This window comes from Mycolicibacterium fallax (assembly GCF_010726955.1).
GTDB classification, from domain to species: Bacteria; Actinomycetota; Actinomycetes; order Mycobacteriales; family Mycobacteriaceae; genus Mycobacterium; species Mycobacterium fallax.
Window position 1 is genome coordinate 980685 of sequence record NZ_AP022603.1, and the last position, 15437, is coordinate 996121.

Annotated in this window: 13 protein-coding genes and 1 pseudogene; 4 read left to right on the forward strand and 10 right to left on the reverse strand. The window is 73.2% G+C overall.

Translation table 11 applies throughout. The features are described 5' to 3' along the window. Nucleotides 1–49: 49 nt before the first annotated feature. Genes G6N10_RS04675 through G6N10_RS04685 form a run of 3 tightly spaced genes read right to left on the reverse strand, consistent with a single transcriptional unit; the run spans nucleotide 50 to nucleotide 3395 of the window. On the reverse strand, nucleotides 50–910 hold the full coding sequence (locus G6N10_RS04675; protein WP_085094674.1) for an alpha/beta fold hydrolase: 861 nt from the start codon (nucleotides 908–910) through the stop codon (nucleotides 50–52). Between the two features lie 58 nt (nucleotides 911–968). Then, the gene (locus G6N10_RS04680; RefSeq protein ID WP_085094718.1) at nucleotides 969–2495 is read right to left on the reverse strand and encodes a GMC family oxidoreductase; all 1527 of its coding nucleotides are present in this window, start codon (nucleotides 2493–2495) and stop codon (nucleotides 969–971) included. A 57-nt stretch (nucleotides 2496–2552) separates the two neighbouring features. Next, nucleotides 2553–3395 carry a DUF2249 domain-containing protein gene (locus G6N10_RS04685; protein WP_085094672.1) on the reverse strand — a complete coding sequence of 281 codons (843 nt, stop codon included), beginning with the start codon at nucleotides 3393–3395 and terminating at the stop codon, nucleotides 2553–2555. Between the two features lie 83 nt (nucleotides 3396–3478). On the opposite strand from G6N10_RS04685, the gene G6N10_RS04690 reads away from it, so the two are divergent. The 3 genes from G6N10_RS04690 to G6N10_RS04700 are packed head-to-tail and all read left to right on the forward strand — an operon-like array spanning nucleotide 3479 to nucleotide 7927. Next, nucleotides 3479–4189 carry a helix-turn-helix transcriptional regulator gene (locus tag G6N10_RS04690; protein WP_085094670.1) on the forward strand — a complete coding sequence of 237 codons (711 nt, stop codon included), beginning with the start codon at nucleotides 3479–3481 and terminating at the stop codon, nucleotides 4187–4189. Next, the gene (locus tag G6N10_RS04695) at nucleotides 4182–5327 is read left to right on the forward strand and encodes a DUF8744 domain-containing protein (protein ID WP_234810503.1); all 1146 of its coding nucleotides are present in this window, start codon (nucleotides 4182–4184) and stop codon (nucleotides 5325–5327) included. The genes G6N10_RS04690 and G6N10_RS04695 overlap by 8 nt, the downstream gene beginning before the upstream one ends. Beyond that, nucleotides 5324–7927: a multicopper oxidase domain-containing protein gene (locus G6N10_RS04700; RefSeq protein WP_085094668.1), complete on the forward strand. Its 2604-nt coding sequence runs from the start codon at nucleotides 5324–5326 to the stop codon at nucleotides 7925–7927. Before G6N10_RS04695 ends, G6N10_RS04700 begins: the two co-directional genes overlap by 4 nt. A 31-nt stretch (nucleotides 7928–7958) precedes the next feature. Here G6N10_RS04700 and G6N10_RS04705 read toward each other — a convergent pair. The 3 genes and pseudogenes from G6N10_RS04705 to G6N10_RS04715 form a co-directional block, all read right to left on the reverse strand. Continuing rightward, nucleotides 7959–8621, reverse strand: a pseudogene (locus tag G6N10_RS04705) (phosphoribosyltransferase); the annotation flags it as partial. 109 nt (nucleotides 8622–8730) lie between these two features. Next, the gene (locus tag G6N10_RS04710; RefSeq protein WP_085094666.1) at nucleotides 8731–9057 is read right to left on the reverse strand and encodes a hemophore-related protein; all 327 of its coding nucleotides are present in this window, start codon (nucleotides 9055–9057) and stop codon (nucleotides 8731–8733) included. Between the two features lie 128 nt (nucleotides 9058–9185). After that, complete coding sequence (locus G6N10_RS04715; protein WP_133055108.1) at nucleotides 9186–11384, reverse strand: alpha/beta fold hydrolase; 2199 nt, start codon at nucleotides 11382–11384, stop codon at nucleotides 9186–9188. 174 nt (nucleotides 11385–11558) lie between these two features. Between G6N10_RS04715 and G6N10_RS04720 the strand changes: the two genes are divergently transcribed. Next, entirely contained in the window at nucleotides 11559–12209 is a 651-nt protein-coding gene (locus G6N10_RS04720; protein ID WP_234810502.1) for a TetR/AcrR family transcriptional regulator, read from the forward strand. 24 nt (nucleotides 12210–12233) lie between these two features. On the opposite strand, the gene G6N10_RS04725 is transcribed toward G6N10_RS04720, so the two are convergent. The 4 genes from G6N10_RS04725 to G6N10_RS04740 form a co-directional block, all read right to left on the reverse strand. After that, nucleotides 12234–13250, reverse strand: coding sequence for a phosphotransferase (locus tag G6N10_RS04725; protein WP_085094710.1), 1017 nt, complete (start codon nucleotides 13248–13250; stop codon nucleotides 12234–12236). An 88-nt stretch (nucleotides 13251–13338) separates the two neighbouring features. Beyond that, complete coding sequence (locus G6N10_RS04730; protein WP_085094708.1) at nucleotides 13339–13572, reverse strand: hypothetical protein; 234 nt, start codon at nucleotides 13570–13572, stop codon at nucleotides 13339–13341. A gap of 165 nt (nucleotides 13573–13737) precedes the next feature. Then, the gene (locus G6N10_RS04735; RefSeq protein ID WP_085094662.1) at nucleotides 13738–14751 is read right to left on the reverse strand and encodes a TIGR03617 family F420-dependent LLM class oxidoreductase; all 1014 of its coding nucleotides are present in this window, start codon (nucleotides 14749–14751) and stop codon (nucleotides 13738–13740) included. 32 nt (nucleotides 14752–14783) lie between these two features. Continuing rightward, nucleotides 14784–15374 carry a PadR family transcriptional regulator gene (locus G6N10_RS04740; RefSeq protein WP_085094660.1) on the reverse strand — a complete coding sequence of 197 codons (591 nt, stop codon included), beginning with the start codon at nucleotides 15372–15374 and terminating at the stop codon, nucleotides 14784–14786. Nucleotides 15375–15437 lie beyond the last annotated feature (63 nt).

The following is a 15437-nucleotide window of genomic DNA, read 5'->3' on the forward strand; positions in this document are numbered from 1 at the left end:
TGTCAATACGTGGGGCGCGCCGACCGGCGAACGCAGTGGTCGGCGGAGGCTAGTCGCGCGGTTGTGCGGCCAGAAATTCCAGGACCGTCGCGGCGTAGCGCTCGGGCTGCTCGACCTGCGGCAGGTGGCCGGCACCGGCAAACACCCGGCGGCTGGCATGCGGCAGCACCCGGCCGATCTCCTCGAGCTGGCTCACCGACGAGATCCGGTCCCGGTCGCCCCAGAGCGCCAGCGTCGGCCGCGGGTGGCGGACCACCTCGGCCAACAGCTCCCGGCGCCAGGGCTCCCGGACCCCGCGGACATCGGCCATCAGCCGGATCGCCTCCAGCATGGTGGCCCGGTAGCCGGGCCGCCGGTTGATCGCCAGCGCGTGCTCGACCCGCGCGGCGGTGGCGTGCGACGGGTCCCCGTAGATGGTGCGCTCGAATCTCCGCAGGCCGGTCCGGGCGCCGACCCGGCTGAAGCCGTCCCCCAGCACCGGGACCGCCAGCGTCCGCATCAACACGGTGGCGCCGCGGCCGAACCCGGCGCTGTTGGACAACACCAGGGTCGCCACCCGGTCCGGGTGATCGACGAGCAGTTGCATGGACACCGCACCGCCCATGGAATGGCCGACGACGTGCACCGGCCGATCCTCGCCGAGCACGCCCAGGGTGTCCTGGACCGCCTCGGCCAGCGCCGGCAGGGTGATCGGCCCGTCGAGCGGATCGGAGAACCCGAAGCCGGGCAGCTCCACCGCGATGACCCGGTGGGCCGCCGAGAGCAGCCCGCGCTGCGGCGCCCAGTCCTCCAGGCTGCGGCCGAGGCCGTGGATCAACAGGATCGGCGCGGCATCGGGGTTCCCGTCCACCGTCACCCGGGTGCGGCGGCCGGCGACCTGCAGCTCGCGGGTGCCGCCGGGTTCGCTCACGTGAGAAAACCCTAGTCCCTGGCCGCGTCGAAAGGCGGGAAGGCGCCTCGGGCGCGGCTCACGCCGGGGCCGCGGCCACCAGTTCGGCGCCGCGGTGGGCGATCATCATGGTCGGGGCGTTGGTGTTGCCGGAGGTCAGCGTCGGCATCACCGAGGCGTCGATGATCCGCAGGCCCGCCAGCCCGTGCACCCGCAGCATCGGGTCGACCACCGCCGCGTCGTCGGTGCCCATCCGGCAGGTTCCCACCGCGTGGGCGATGCTCGATTCCCGCCCGGCCAGCCAGTCGCGATCCCGCTCGCCGGGGTTGCGGTAGCGGCCGGCCACCGCGCGCATCGCCGTGGTGCCCTCGACGACGTCGCGGGCCTGCGCCATGCCCTCGAGCAGCCGGGCGACGTCGCGGTCCTCGCCAAGCCGGGCGTACTCGATGCAGGCCCGGCCGTCGCGCAGCACGACGCGCCCGCGGGTGTGCGGATGCATCAGCACGGTGTAGACGGTGAAGCCATCGGTGCGCTCGATGCCCAGGACGCGGCCGCCGGTGTTGAGGTTGTAGTGCAACGGTCCGACGGCGATCTGGAAGTCGTCGGTGAAGAGCTGCGCCTCGAACGGGGACAGCGTCAGCGGCCCCTCCCCGCGGGTGAGCAGCGCGCGGGCCCCGGCCAGCGCCCCGAGCGGGCCGAGGGTGTTCGGGGTCGCCACCCGCGACTCCCACACCTGCGAGGCGACCAGGTGGTCCTGGAAGTTCTCCCCCACCCCGGGCAGGTCCAGTGTCACCCCGGCCGGGCCCACCCCGGACCGCAGCAGCAGCGCCGGGGTGCCGATCGCGCCGGCGCACAGGATCACCTCGCGGCGGGCCCTAATCCGGTTGCCCCGGCTCATCACCCCGACCGCGCGGCCCTTCTCGAACAGGATCTGCGACACCGTCGCGCGGGTGCGCAGCCGGGGCCGCCGGCCCGCGGGCGCGGACCGCAGAAAGCCGCGGGCCGAGGACACCCGCAGCCCGCGGCGCTGGTTGAACTGCACCCGGGACACCCCGAGCTGGCTGGCGCCGTTCTGGTCGGGGTTGAGCCGGTGGCCGGCCTGCACCGCCCCGGCGATGAAGGCGTCGTCGATCGGGTGGCGGTGCCCGCACCAGGACACCGGGATGGGGCCGGTGTCGCCGCGGTACTCGTCGGCGCCGCCGACCCAGCTTTCCAGGGCCTTGAAGTGCGGCAGCACGTCGTTGTGGGACCAGCCGGTGGCGCCGGCCGCGGCCCAGCCGTCGTAGTCGGCGGCGCGCCCGCGGACGTAGACCATGGCGTTGATGGATCCGCTGCCGCCGACGATGCGTCCGGCGGCGAACGCATCGGCGGCGCCGCCCCGGCTGGGATCCGGCGCGCACCGGTGTTTCCAGTTCGACGTCAGGTACAGCGCCGCCACCCCGGCCGGGATCCGGACGTCGGGCCGGCGGTCGGTGCCGCCGGCCTCCAGCAGCAGTACGTCGGCGCCGGTCTCGGCCAGCCGGGCCGCGACGATGGAACCCGCCGACCCCGCGCCGACGACGATGTAGTCCGCGGCGGTGTCATCCGGGCCGGTGGTGTCGCTCATCCGGTCCATGATGGGCGACGGCCCCGGAAATCTCGCATCCGGGGCCGTCGCCGCGCGTCAGATCCGGGTCAGCCGCAGCCGCCAGGCGTCCGGGCCGCGCTGCTCGTAGTCCACCGCGATCCGGCCGCCGCTGCGATCGTGCAGCTGGTGCAGCAGCGGGATTGGGTCGTGCGGCGCGATCAGGATCAGCGCGCCGCCGGCGGGCACCGCGTCGAAGGCGCCGAAGACCGTGGCGTGCCGGATCGAGTGCGGTACCTCGCGGACGTCGAGCACCGGGTCGGCGTTGTCCTGCTCGCACTGGCAGACGTGGCCGCCGATGCTGTGCTCGTGCAGTTCGGCCGGGGCGCCGTGGTCGTGGCCGCCGTGGTCGTGGCCGCCGCAGCCGTGATCGTGGCCGCCGCAGCAGTCACCGCCGCCGCCGAGCAGTTCGTGCATACCCTCGGTCACGGTGGCCAGCGACACCCCGGGATCGGCGGCCACGATCGGCAGGATCCGGTCGTTCTCGTCGATCAGGTGGGCGTTGAACGCCACCCGCAGCGCCTCGGCGGCGGCCGCGACCCGAACCGGCGAGCGATCCCGGCGAATCTGGTCCACCAGCGAGCCGATCACCCGGTGCATGGCGATCATCGATTCGATCAGCGGCCGGGCCCGTTCGGTGCGGGCCGCCGCCGGGTACAGCGACTCCTCCTCGGCCACGGCGTGCGGCATCAGCTCCTCGGTGAGGAACTCCACCAGCGCCGCGTGGGCGAGGTCGATCTCGGTGCCGCGTTCGGCCGCGACCAGCACCGATTCCACCAGCGAGCCGAGTGCGCCGGCGAGCTCGGCGTGATGGTTCTTGATGGTTTCGACCGCCTCGGCGTCGGCGGCGGTGGACGAGACGATCAGGCCATCGATGGACATGCCGGCCTCCTGTTTCCGGTGGGGCGACGCGACCCGTGCCGCGCCGCTGGATTTACCACCTCCAATTTACTACGGTTTATTCCGTGAATAAAGACCGGGTCCCCCTCGGCCCGCGGCCGACGCCGCCGCGGACCGGGTATCCGGCGCTGTCCCGGCAGCGCCTCACCGTGCTCGACCACGTCCGCGACCACGCCCCGGTCCGGGTCAGCAGCGCCGCCGCCGCGCTCGGCCTGCACCCCAACACGGTGCGCGAACACCTCGACGCCCTGGTGCACGACGGGCTGCTGAACACCGTCACCGAGACCCCCGGCGGCCGCGGGCGCCCCGCCACGCTGTACCGCCCGACCGCCGCCGACCCCGCCGTCGGCGTGCACGACTACGCCGGACTGGCCACCGCCCTGGCCGGGCACCTGGCCCGCACCAGCGCCGACCCGGAGGCCGACGCCCGCGCGGCCGGGGTGGACTGGGGCCGCGAACTGGTCGGCGAATACGCCGGCAGCGACGACCCGCGCGCCCGGGTGCTGGAGGTCCTGGCCCGCCTCGGATTCGGCCCGGACCCCGACACCGACGACCCGGCCCGCGGCATCGCGCTGCGCAGCTGCCCGCTGCTCGACGCCGCGGTCCGCTACCCCGGCGTGGTGTGCCAGGTGCACCTCGGCATTATCGAGGGCGTGCTCGATCAACTCGGTGCGATGACCGGAGCGGGTCTGGACCTGATCGCCTTCGCCGAGCCCGGCGCCTGCCGGCTGTTTCTGCCCGACCCGACGATGCCGGGCGGCGATCGTCGTGACTGACCCCACCCCGGCGCCCGCCGCCCCGGCGCGCCCGGCCCCCGCACCCCCGGCGCTGCCGCCCCGGGCGCTGTTGCTGCTGCCCGGGGCGTTCGCCCTGCTGGCCGGCCTCGACGCCGCGCTGGTGCTGCTCGGCCTGCCGGCGCCGGTCCCGGACACCCGGCTCGGCGAGGTGCACGGCATCGTGCTCGCGCTCGGCTTCGTCGGCACCGTCATCGCGCTGGAACGCGCCGTCGCGGCCGGCCGCGCGCTGGGCTACCTCGCGCCCGCCGCGCTGGGCGCCGGCGCGATCGGGCTGGTCCTCGGCGCGCCCCGGGCCCTCGCCGATCCGGTGTTGGTCGCCGGGACGGTGGGACTGCTCGGCCTGTACGTCCTGCTGTGGCGCCGGGCCGCCGATCTCGCGGTGCTGATCCAGGCCGCCGGGGCGGTACTGGCCATCGGCGCGGCCCTGCTTTGGTGGGCGGATCTTCCCGTTCCGCAACTGATTCCGTGGCTGTCCGGGTTTCTGATCCTGACCATCGCCGGGGAGCGCCTGGAGCTGGCCCGGATCGTGATGTCGAGCGGGCGGACCCAGGGGGTGCTGGCCGCCGCGGCCACCGGCTATGTCGTGGCCGCGCTGGCGGCGCTGCTCTGGCCCGCGGTGGGCTACCCGCTGCTCGGTGCGGCGCTGCTGGGGCTGACCGGCTGGCTGGCCGCCCGCGACATCGCCCGCGGCACGGTGCGCGGCAGCGGGCTGCCCCGCTACATGGCGGTGTGCCTGCTGGCCGGATACGCCTGGCTGCTGGTGCCCGCCGGGCTGTGGCTGCTGACCGGACCGGTCGTGACCGGCCGCGGCTACGACGCGGTGGTGCACGCGGTGATGCTCGGGTTCGTGATGTCGATGATCATGGCGCACGCGCCGGTCATCCTGCCCGCGGTGCTGCGCCGGCCGCTGCCCTACACCCGGTGGCTGTACCTCCCGGTGGCGCTGCTGCACGCGTCGCTGCTGCTGCGGATCGTCGTCGGCGACGGCCGGGACATCCAGGGCGCCGTCAGCACCGGCGGGGTGCTCAACATCGTCGCCATCGTCGTCTTCGTCGTCATCGCGGCCGGCTCCGCGGTGCGGGGAGCACGGCCGGCCCAGGAACGGGGCGAGCAATGAACCGCGGCGACTGGCATCTGCGGGCCGGATCGGTGGTGTTCGGCTGGCTGGCCGCGCTGGTCGTCGTCGCGGTGGCGCACCGGTTCATCCCGCTGTCCGGCTGGCTGCTGGTGCACCTGCTGGGGCTGGGCGCGGCCGGCAACGCGATCCTGATCTGGAGCAGGCACTTCACCGACGCGCTGCTGCGCCGCAAGCCCGAACCGCCCTATCCGGGCCAGGTTCTTCGGCTGGCCGCCTTCAACGTCGGCGCGGTCACCGCGATCGCCGGCATGCTGACCGCCCGGTGGCCGGTGCTGCTGGCCGGCGGCATCGTGGTCGCCGGTGTCGCGATACTGCACGCCGCCGACCTGGTGAGGTTCCTGCGCACCGCGCTGCCGGCCCGCTTCGGCATCACCGTGCACTACTACATCGCCGCCGCACTGACGCTGACGCTGGGCGCCGGACTCGGTGTGGCGATGGCGAATTCGGCGCTGCCGGGCGTGCTGGCCGACCGGTTCCGCACCGCCCACGCGGTGCTCAACCTGTTCGGCTGGATCGGGTTGACGGTGCTGGGCACCCTGATCACGCTGTGGCCGACGATGCTGCGCACCCGGATGGCCGACGGCGTCGAACGCGCCGCCCGGCGCGGCCTGCCCGCCCTGCTGATCGCGCTGGCGATCGCCGTCGGCGGCGCCCTGGCCGGGACGCCGGTGGTGATCGGGCTCGGCGCGCTGGGCTATCTGGCGGCGACGGGCTGGGTGCTGTGGCCGCACCTCGACGAGATCCGGCGCAAGCGCCCGGCGGATTTCCCGACGCTGTCGGTGCTGTGCGGCGTCGGCTGGCTGCTCGGGTCGCTGGGCTACGTCGCGGTCGGGCTGCTGCGGGCCCCGGACTGGCCGGCCGCGGTCGAGGCCACCGCCGCGGTGGCCCCCGGACTGCTGGCGGGCTTCCTGGTGCAGGTGCTGTTCGGGTCGCTGGCCTACCTGATCCCGGTGATGGTCGGTGGCCGGGCGTCGATGCTGGCGGCCATCACCGAGCTGGAGCGCGGCGCCCCGTGGCGGCTGAGCATGGCCAACGCCGGGCTGCTGCTGTGCGTGCTGCCGGTGCCCAGCCTGGTCCGGGTCGGCGCCTCGGTGCTGGTGCTGATCGCCTACGGCGGGTTCCTGTGGCACCTGGCCCGCGCGGTGGTGCTGGCCCGCCGAAATCGCGGGGTGCCGTCCAAACTCGGCCCGCCGCAGCCGGTTGCGCTGACCAAGCGGCTCGGCAGCGCCGCCGTCGGGCTGGCCGTGGTCATCCTGACCGCGACCGGGGCGGTGGCCCTGGATCCGGCCGCGGTCGGCGTGGCCACCGCGCCGCCGACCGCGGTGGCGGCCACCGGGCACACCACCGAGGTGCAGGTGCACATCGAGGGCATGCGTTTTGTCCCGAACGTCATCGTCGTTCCGGCCGGCGACCGGCTCCGAATCACCCTGTCCAACACCGGGACCGACCGTCACGACCTGGTGCTGGCCAACGGCACCCGGACCGAGCGGATCGCACCCGGGGAAACTGCGGTGCTCGACGCCGGGATCATCGGATCCGATCTCGACGGGTGGTGCTCGGTGGCCGGGCATCGCCAGATGGGCATGGTGCTCACGGTGCGGGCCACCGGGGCCGCGCCGGCCGCGGGTCCCGGAGCCGGCTCGGGCCACCATGACCCGGCCGCGCATTCGGGCTCGGGTGCACCGGGCGCCGGTGCACTGGGGGCCGCCGACGTGGCACGCAGCCTGGGCACCGTCGCGGGCCCCGATTTCGCGGCCCGCGACCCACGGCTGCCCGGCGCGGGCCCGGCCCTGCACCGGGTGACGCTGACCGTCACCGAGGCGCAACGCGAGGTGTCCCCCGGAATCACCCAGCGGCTGTGGACATTCGGCGGTACCGCGCCGGGTCCGACGCTGCGCGGACGCGTTGGCGACACCTTCGAGATCACCCTGATCAACGACGGCACCATCGGGCACTCCATCGACTTCCACGCCGGCGCGCTGGCACCGGATCGCCCGATGCGCACCATTGAGCCCGGCGAGCAGCTGGCCTACCGGTTCACCGCCACCCGCGCGGGCATCTGGCTGTATCACTGCTCGACGATGCCGATGTCGGTACACATCGCCAACGGGATGTTCGGCGCGGTCATCATCGATCCCCCGGACCTGCCGCCGGTGGACCGCGAGTACGTGCTGGTGCAGTCGGAGATGTATCTGGGACCCGAGGGCGGCGAGGTTGACGCCGACAAGGTCCTCGCCGAAACCCCGGACCTGGTGGTGTTCAACGGCTATGCGCAGCAATACGATCACCGGCCGCTGGCCGCGCGGGTCGGCGAACGGATCCGGATCTGGGTGCTGGCCGCGGGCCCGAACCGGGGCACCTCCTTCCACGTGGTCGGCGGACAGTTCGACACGGTGTGGTCCGAGGGCGACTACCGGCTGCGTCCGGGCACCGGCGGCGCGCAGACCCTGGGGCTGTTTCCCGCCCAGGGCGGCTTCGTCGAGCTGAGCCTGCCCGAGCCGGGCCGCTACCCGTTCGTTTCGCACGCCATGGTCGACGCCGAACGCGGTGCGCACGGGGTCATCGAGGTACGCCGCTGAGGTCGGCGGCGGGTCAGGCCGGATCGATCGCGGTGCCGAGCAGCCGGCGGACCTCGCCGTCGCCGACCTGGGTGAAATCCGAATACGACTGTCCCACCGCGAGAAACGGCTCCGGGCTGCTGGCGCAGACGATGTCGTCGGCGATCCCGCGGAACCGCCGGTGCATCGATGCGGGCCCGGTCGGCACCGCGATCACCAGCCGCGCCGCACCCGCCGCCCGCGGCAGCTGCGCGGCCACCGCCATGCTGGCGCCGGTGGCCACCCCGTCGTCGACCAGGATGACCACCTTGCCGGCGACCGGCAGGGCCGGGCGGCCGCCCCGGTAGGCGTTCTCCCGCCGGGTGAGTTCGCGGGTCTCCCGGTCGGTGATCGCCCGCAGCTGGGCGGCCGGGATCCGCAGGTCCGCCAGCACATCGTCGTTGAGCACCAGCCGGCCGCCGGCGGCGAGCGCACCGACCGCGAACTCCTGGTGCCCCGGGGCGCCCAGCTTGCGCACGATGACGGCATCCAGCGGGGCACCGAGACGGGCGGCGACCTCCGCGGCGACCGGGACGCCGCCGCGGGCCAGGCCCAGCACCACGACGTCGTCGCGGCCGCGGTACTCGGTCAGGAGCCCGGCCAGCACCCGGCCGGCGTCGCGGCGATCCCGGAAGACCCGCGGTCGGTGCCGATCGGTGCGTCGGGTGGATGTCATGACCGTGCCGCCATCGTCCTCCCGGCCGGCGCTCACCGGCAAGCGTGCACCGGAGAAAAAACACGCCGCCCGCGGACCCCAGGGGCCCGCGGGCGGCGTGCGCGCGAACTCAGTAGTTGTGGCAGGAACCGGCGACCTGGTTGATCACCCCGGTGTACTCGGCCATCCCCGGGAAGCCCGCCACCTGATCCATCATCACCCGGCGCTGCTCGGGCGGTGCGGCCACCAGGTTCTGCAGCCAGCCGGTGGCCAGCGGCGAGCTGTTCAGCTCGCTGGCGGTGGCCGGGGACTCGGAGTTGAGCGCCGCGATCACCTGCGGGTAGCTGCAGGTCGAGTTGGCGATGGCGTCGTAATCGGGGGCCGCCGAGGCCAGGCCGCCGGACAGACACAGTCCGGCGACGGCCGCCCCGGCCGCCACGATGAGGTTCTTGATCATGGGCGTGTCCCCTGTCGTCGGCATGAAGTGTGCTGGCACCCAACGTCGAGCACCGCGGTCGCGGCCGCCCCGGGGGTGCGCCGATCACGCTACCAGGCCCGACCCACCCGGTGGGGCGCTCGTTGTGATCAGGCCGTGATCGTTGCCAGGCCCGCCGGAACGGTGTTGGCGGCCCCCGGCTGGTACACCGCGTAGCGGAACAGCACGTCCAGAATGACCTTCGCGACGGGATCCCAGGGCATCGCGGTCACCGTGTCGGTGGAGCGGTTCCGCAGGTCGATGGCGGTGGCGGTGCCCCGCGGGGTGTCGATGACGATGGTGCCGTCGGGCCCGGCCCCGGATGGCGTCGGCTCGCCGGCGTACATGTCGTTGATCCACTGGCCGGCCAGGATCTTCACCACCTCGACGTTGCGGCCCTCGGAGAACCCCGCGACGACGTACTCGGCGACCTGCAGGATCGGGTTGCCGCCCTGCAGCGCGTCGATGTGCCGGCCGCCGGTCAGCTGCACACCGGTGAACTCCCCGGGCCGGGCCGCGGTCAGCTCGTCGCCGACCAGGCCGTCGAGGTTCCAGGTGTAGCGCTCCGAGGAGATGTTCAGCACCGGCCGGTAGTCCGCTCCGCTGAGCCGCTGCAGGCCGGCGGGGATGGCGCCGTCCATGTCGACGGGGTCCAGCAGCACCACGCCCTTGAGGTTCGCCAGCGTGTCGTCATCCATCTTGTCGGCCGCACCCATCACCAGGGTGCCGCCCAGGGAATGCCCGACCAGGACGAAATCACGTGGCAGCTGCCCGTCGAAGCCGGCCGCAGCGGCGCTGGCGCTCAGCTCCGGACGCTCGTCGCGGAACAGCTCGGCGACGTCTTGCTGCAGCGGATCACCGCCGATCCACTCGGCGTCCGGGGCGAACAGGTTCGAAGACATCGACGGAGCGACGACGATGCTGTTGGTGGTCTCGGCCAGGTAGGCCGCGGTGTAGCTGTACATCGGGCCGGTCGCCATGAACCCGTGCTGCAGGTAGATCAGCCGGGTGTCCTCGTCGACCTCGTCGGGGAAGTACCAGTCGGCGCGCACCGTCTTGCCCGAATCGGGCAGCGTCAGCGTCGAGGTGCGCACCGTGACCGTTCTGCCGGCCGGCAGCACCGGCGGGCCGGAGAAGATCTGCAGTACCGCGCCGAGCAGCGAGAACAGCACCGACCCGGCGACGTTGACCGGCCCGACCGGCTGCGGATGGCGCAGCGTGTCGATGCCCTGACGCAGCGCGGTGGTCACCCCGGTGGCGGTGGCCGACACGGTGGTGGCCACCACCTCGAGCCGGTCGCGGGTGTCGGCGACGAGCTGGCGCAACTGGGCCGTCGGGACCGCCAGAGCGACGGCGGGCACGACCGCGGCCCGCTCGCCCAGGGTTTGCTCGCCGAGGATCTGCTGGGCCGAGCTCTGCGCGGTCGCCGTCGGCGCCGCGGTGCCGGTGAGCTCGGTTTCGGCGACGTCGAGCACCGACCCGTCGCCCACCATCTGGTCCGCCGGCGCCCCCGCGCCGGGCTCAGGCGCCCCGGCCGATGCGACGACCGGAACCTGGACCCGGTCCGGCAGCGGCCCGGGAGCGGCGGCGGCGAGGTGGGCGAGCAGGTCCCGTCCGCGCGCCTCGACGTTGGCAATCACCGACCGCAGCCCACCGGCCCGGACGGCGAGCACGGTGTCGGTAATCGGGGTGTCGGACCCCGGGCTGGCGGACCCCGGGGTGTCGGCGATTGCGGGAACGGTCTGCGGTTCGGCCGGTTCGGTGCGGGTGTCTGGCACCGGAACGGTCGCTTCCGTGGCCGCTTCGGTGGCCCGGTCGGCGGCCCGGTCGGCTGGGACCCCGGCCCGGCGGGCGCCGGGCGTATCCGCCGCGCCGCGGACACGTTCGGCCAGGCGCTCGACCCGGCGATACCGGTCGGCCCGACTACTCGCCGGGGCCTCGGCATCGACCCGCCCGCGCGACGTCCGCGCCGGCGCGGTATCGGTGCTGCCCGCGTCGTTAGCCGCCGCGCTCGACCGCTCCGCACGGGACTGCCTCGGGCCCGACTGCTTGGGCGGCGACTGGTTGGACCCCGGCTCCTTGGACCCCGGCTCCTTGGACACCGCCGCCTTGGGCCCCGCCGCCTTGGATCCCGATTCCTTGGGCGCCGACTGCTCCGAGTGGGAATGCCCGGGTGCGCCCCCGGGGTCGCCGGGGTCGGCACCGGCCGGCGCGGCGACACCGGTGATCAAGCCCAGGCCCAGGCCGCTGACCAGGACCGCGAGCGCGGCCGCCGATCCCACCTGGGATCCGCGTCGATGAGGGGTCATCCGGGGTTACTCCTGCCCGTCGGCTTTACCGTCGGAGTCACGGTAACCACCCGGCCGGTGCCACGGAGCATAATTGAACAAATCCGCAAAACGTCTCATTCATGGTCGCCGCAATCGGCGCCGCGCTCGGGCATACTTGCCCGGAATCCCTACCCGGACAGGACGACAGATCTCGTGGCCACAGCCCAGCGTCGCCCCCGCGGCCGGCCCACCGGCGGCGGGATCTCCGCGGATCAGGCCAAGGACGTGCTGATGGACGCCGCCGAGGAGCTGTTCACCACCCGCGGCTACCGGGCCTCGACGATGGAGGCCATCGCCGCGCATGCGGGCTACTCGCGGGCGGCGATCTACCGGCAGTTCCCCAACCGCCGCGCGCTGGTGGCCGCGATGGTCAACCGGACCACCCAGTCGCACATCGCCGCAATGCTGCCGCGGCTGCCGCAGGGGGCCGGGCCGATGGCGATCCTGGTCGAGGCCCTGGTCATCGTCGCCACCGAACTGGTCTCCGATCCGCTGCTGATGACCATCTCCGAGCAGGCCCCCGACGGCACCGTCGCATCGCTGATCGCCGAGGATCCGGCGCTCACCCAACTGGTGGAAGCCACCATCGCCGGGATCATCGCCACCGACGCCGAGGTCATCCGGCCGGGCCTGCGGCCCTACGACGTGGCGCAGTTCGTCATCACCACCGCGTTGACCCTGCTTTTGCAGGCCGTCCCGGGGGCATCCGACCCCGCCGTCGCCCGCCGCTACCTGCACACCTTCGTGCTGCCGGCGATCGTCACCGACCCGCCGCCGCCGGGGCCGGTGTTCGACGGGCGCTAGCAGCGGCGCACCGCGCCCGGCGGGTCAGCCGCAGTCGATGGCGGCCAATGCGGCCGCGGTGTCCAGGTCGCCGTAGGCCATCGAATAGCGCTGCGCGAGCTCGAGCGCGATGTCCGGGCGTTGCCACAGCTCCCCCGCGCTGGCGGTGGCCAGCCAGGTGCACAGGCCGTGGGCAACCGATGCCCGGTAGCGCAGCCAGATCTCGTCGGCGCCGGGCAACTCGGCGGCCGGCAGGCCGAGGTTGTCGCGGTACTCGGCCAGCAGCGCGCGTTCGTGGCGGCGACGGTCCTCGGTGGTCAGCGCGCCCTGCAGGAAGTAGCCGAGGTCCAGCGACCAGTTGCCCCGGCGCAGCACCTGCCAGTCCAGAAAGCCGAGCTCGCCGCCGGGCAGCAGGTAGGTGTTGCCGATGTGCGGGTCGCCGTGCAGCAGGGTCTGCGGCGCCCGGGTCAGGCTGCGGATGAACGGTTTCCAGATGCCCTCAACCAGGCGCTCGATCGTCATCGTTCGCACCTCGGCCGGGGTGTCGGGCGCCAGCCGCGGCTGGACCGCGGGCAGCGGCGCCCACTGCATCCCGTCCCACGGCTCGAACGGTTCCACCCAGTCCAGCGCAGAGCCGGAAAGTCTTGTCCCCCAATATTGTCCGTGCATCCGAGCCAGTCCCCGAACGCCGCTGGCGGCCTGCTCGACGGTCAGCGGGCGCAGCGCGTCGCGCGGATCGGCACCGCGCGCGGTCAGGTCCTCCATCACGATGACGAAGTCCTCGGCGTCGGCGTCGATGACCGAGGCGTAGACCCGCGGGTGCTCCAGCGGCAACTCGATCCGCTCGGCGAACAACCGCGGCTCGTGGAACAGTCCGCTGGTCATTTTGATCAGTTCGCGGTGGTCGGGATCAACACCCTTGAGGAACACCGTCTCCGGGCCGCAGCCCTGCCGGTAGCTCAGCTGCAGCCGGGCCCGCCGGTTGGTGCCGTCGTCGCGCATCAGCACGGTGACGGTGTCAACGACGGCGCCGGGATACTCGGCCGCCAGCGCCGCGGTCATCCAGTCCGGGGTGAGGTCGTTCCAACTGTCGGGGACGACGAGTTCGGCAGTCACAGTCGGTGACTGTAGCCGTTACATATGCGCGTGACTATGTAAGGGGAAGGAACTGTCCGTTGGTCCACACGCCCCAGTACCCGCCCGAGGGGCCCCACCACCACACCACCGGTTGGCCCAGCCAGACCTCGGCGGGCTTGCGCGGCGCCCAGGCCGGGGCGACGGGATCGGGGTTGCCGGCGGGGTCCGCGGCGGCGACGCCGGCCCCGAGGCTCACGCTCGCCCCGATCAGCGCGCCCGCGACGGTCAGCTTGGCAATCTTCGTCATCCTCATCAACCACACACCCGGGCCTCTAGTCGGAACTTAGCTGTACGAAGTTTACCCCCGGGCGTTCACCCCGGGGTGCCCGGCGGCAGGTCGGCCCACCGGGGTGAGCGGCGGGCCAGGACGGCCGCCGCCGTCGGCGACGGTTTCCCGCAGGTCCGGCACGGCTCAGCGCGCCTCGTGCAGGGCGGTGGTCAGGGCGGTGAGCTGTGCGGCGGTCGGACGGTAGCCGGGAAAGTAGCAGCACACCTCGGTGGCGTAGCCGCCGAAGCGGCGGACAATCTCGGCGGCGCATTCGGCCGGGGTGCCGGCGACCCCGATCCGGTCGACCATCGCCGGCTCGATCAGCGCCCGCATGGCCGCGACGTCGCCGGTCTTGGACAGCCGGTTGAGCTCGGGCTGCAGATCGGCCCAGCCCTCCTCCTGCAGCACCGGCAGGTAGGCCGGGGTGGATCCGTAGAAAGCGATCAGCCCGGACACCGCCGCGGTGGCGGCGGCCTGCTCGTCGGGGGTGTCGCCCATCGCCACCATCACCTGCGCGATCACCGAGAACTCGGCCAGCCCGCGACCAGAGCGCTGCAGGCCGGCGGCCATCGCCGGCACGGTGCGTTGGGCGAAATGCCGGTCGCTGTTGAACGGCATCACCAGCAGCCCGTCGGCGACCTCCGCGGCGGTGCGGGTCATCACCGGACCCAGCGCGCCCATCAGCACCGGCGGCGGACCGAACGGGTTGGGGCCGGGATTGAAGTTCGGCGGCATCAGGGTGTGGGTGAAGTAGTCGCCGCGGAAGTCCAGCCGGGCGTGCCCCTCCCAGGCGGCGAAGATCGCCTTGATCGCCCGGACGGTCTCGGCCATCCGGGCCGCGGGCCTGCCCCAGCTGGCGCCGTAGCGCTTCTCGATGTGCGGACGGATCTGCGAGCCCAGGCCCAGCCGGAACCGCCCGCCGCTGTACACCTGCAGGTCCCAGGCACTGTGCGCCAGGTGCAGCGGGCTGCGCGGGCCGGCGATCGCGACGTTGGTCATCAGCTCCAGCGACCCCTGCCCCGCGGCGACCACCAGCGGCAGGAAAACGTCGTGCTGCCCCTCGAAGGTGAACAGCCCGTCGGCGCCGCACGCCTGGATCGCCCGGGCGTGGCCGGCGACGGCCTCCGGTGCCCCGTCAACCTGCAGATGGACCTTCATCGGGCACCTCTTTCGCCGGGGACTTGGGTCCATTACAGCAGCGCGGCGCCGGTCTCCCCGGGGACTGGCTGCCCGGCGCGCCGATCGAGCACCGTCAGCACCCGCCGGAACCAGGCGATGTTCTCCCGCTCGAACGACACCCCGCGCAGCAGGTTCAGGTACGGGCCCACTCGCGGCGCCTCGGCGAGGAAGGTGTCCTCGTCACGGCCGTCGAGCAGGTCGCGACGGCGCCGCTGGTAATTGGCCAGCTTGGTCTCCGACAGCTGCAACCGGGCGGCGACGGCCGCCGCGACGGCGTCGGCGTCGCCGCCGTCCACCGCCTGGATCGCCACCATCAGGTCCTCGCGGATCGCCCCGGGCTTGGGCGCGGCGGCGGTAAAGCCGGCCAGCTGCGCTCGGCCGGCCGCGGTCAGCGAGTACAGGTGCTTGTTGGGGCGGCGGTCTTGTTCGACCAACCGGGCGGTGATGAGGCCGGCCGCGGCCATCCGGTCGAGCTCGCGGTAGAGCTGCTGCGGGGTGGCCATCCAGAAGTTGGCCACCGAGCTGTCGAAGGCCTTGGTCAGGTCGTAGCCGGAGGCCTCACCGTCCAGCAGTGCCGCCAAGATCGCATCACGCAGCGCCATGTGCGCAGGATAACAGCCCTCACCTTAATCAATTTTTTGACTAGTTACCCCCGACGTTCTAGC

What these genes read in the sequence shown, in the direction of transcription:
- G6N10_RS04740 (WP_085094660.1), bottom strand. Translation starts at nt 15,374, where the DNA reads ATGGCGCTGCGTGATGCGATCTTGGCGGCACTGCTGGACGGTGAGGCC.
- G6N10_RS04735 (WP_085094662.1), bottom strand. Translation starts at nt 14,751, where the DNA reads ATGAAGGTCCATCTGCAGGTTGACGGGGCACCGGAGGCCGTCGCCGGC.
- G6N10_RS04710 (WP_085094666.1), bottom strand. Translation starts at nt 9,057, where the DNA reads ATGATCAAGAACCTCATCGTGGCGGCCGGGGCGGCCGTCGCCGGACTG.
- G6N10_RS04715 (WP_133055108.1), bottom strand. Translation starts at nt 11,384, where the DNA reads ATGACCCCTCATCGACGCGGATCCCAGGTGGGATCGGCGGCCGCGCTC.
- G6N10_RS04685 (WP_085094672.1), bottom strand. Translation starts at nt 3,395, where the DNA reads ATGTCCATCGATGGCCTGATCGTCTCGTCCACCGCCGCCGACGCCGAG.
- G6N10_RS04725 (WP_085094710.1), bottom strand. Translation starts at nt 13,250, where the DNA reads ATGACCGCGGCGCTGGCGGCCGAGTATCCCGGCGCCGTCGTTGACACC.
- G6N10_RS04680 (WP_085094718.1), bottom strand. Translation starts at nt 2,495, where the DNA reads ATGAGCGACACCACCGGCCCGGATGACACCGCCGCGGACTACATCGTC.
- G6N10_RS04700 (WP_085094668.1), top strand. Translation starts at nt 5,324, where the DNA reads ATGAACCGCGGCGACTGGCATCTGCGGGCCGGATCGGTGGTGTTCGGC.
- G6N10_RS04730 (WP_085094708.1), bottom strand. Translation starts at nt 13,572, where the DNA reads ATGACGAAGATTGCCAAGCTGACCGTCGCGGGCGCGCTGATCGGGGCG.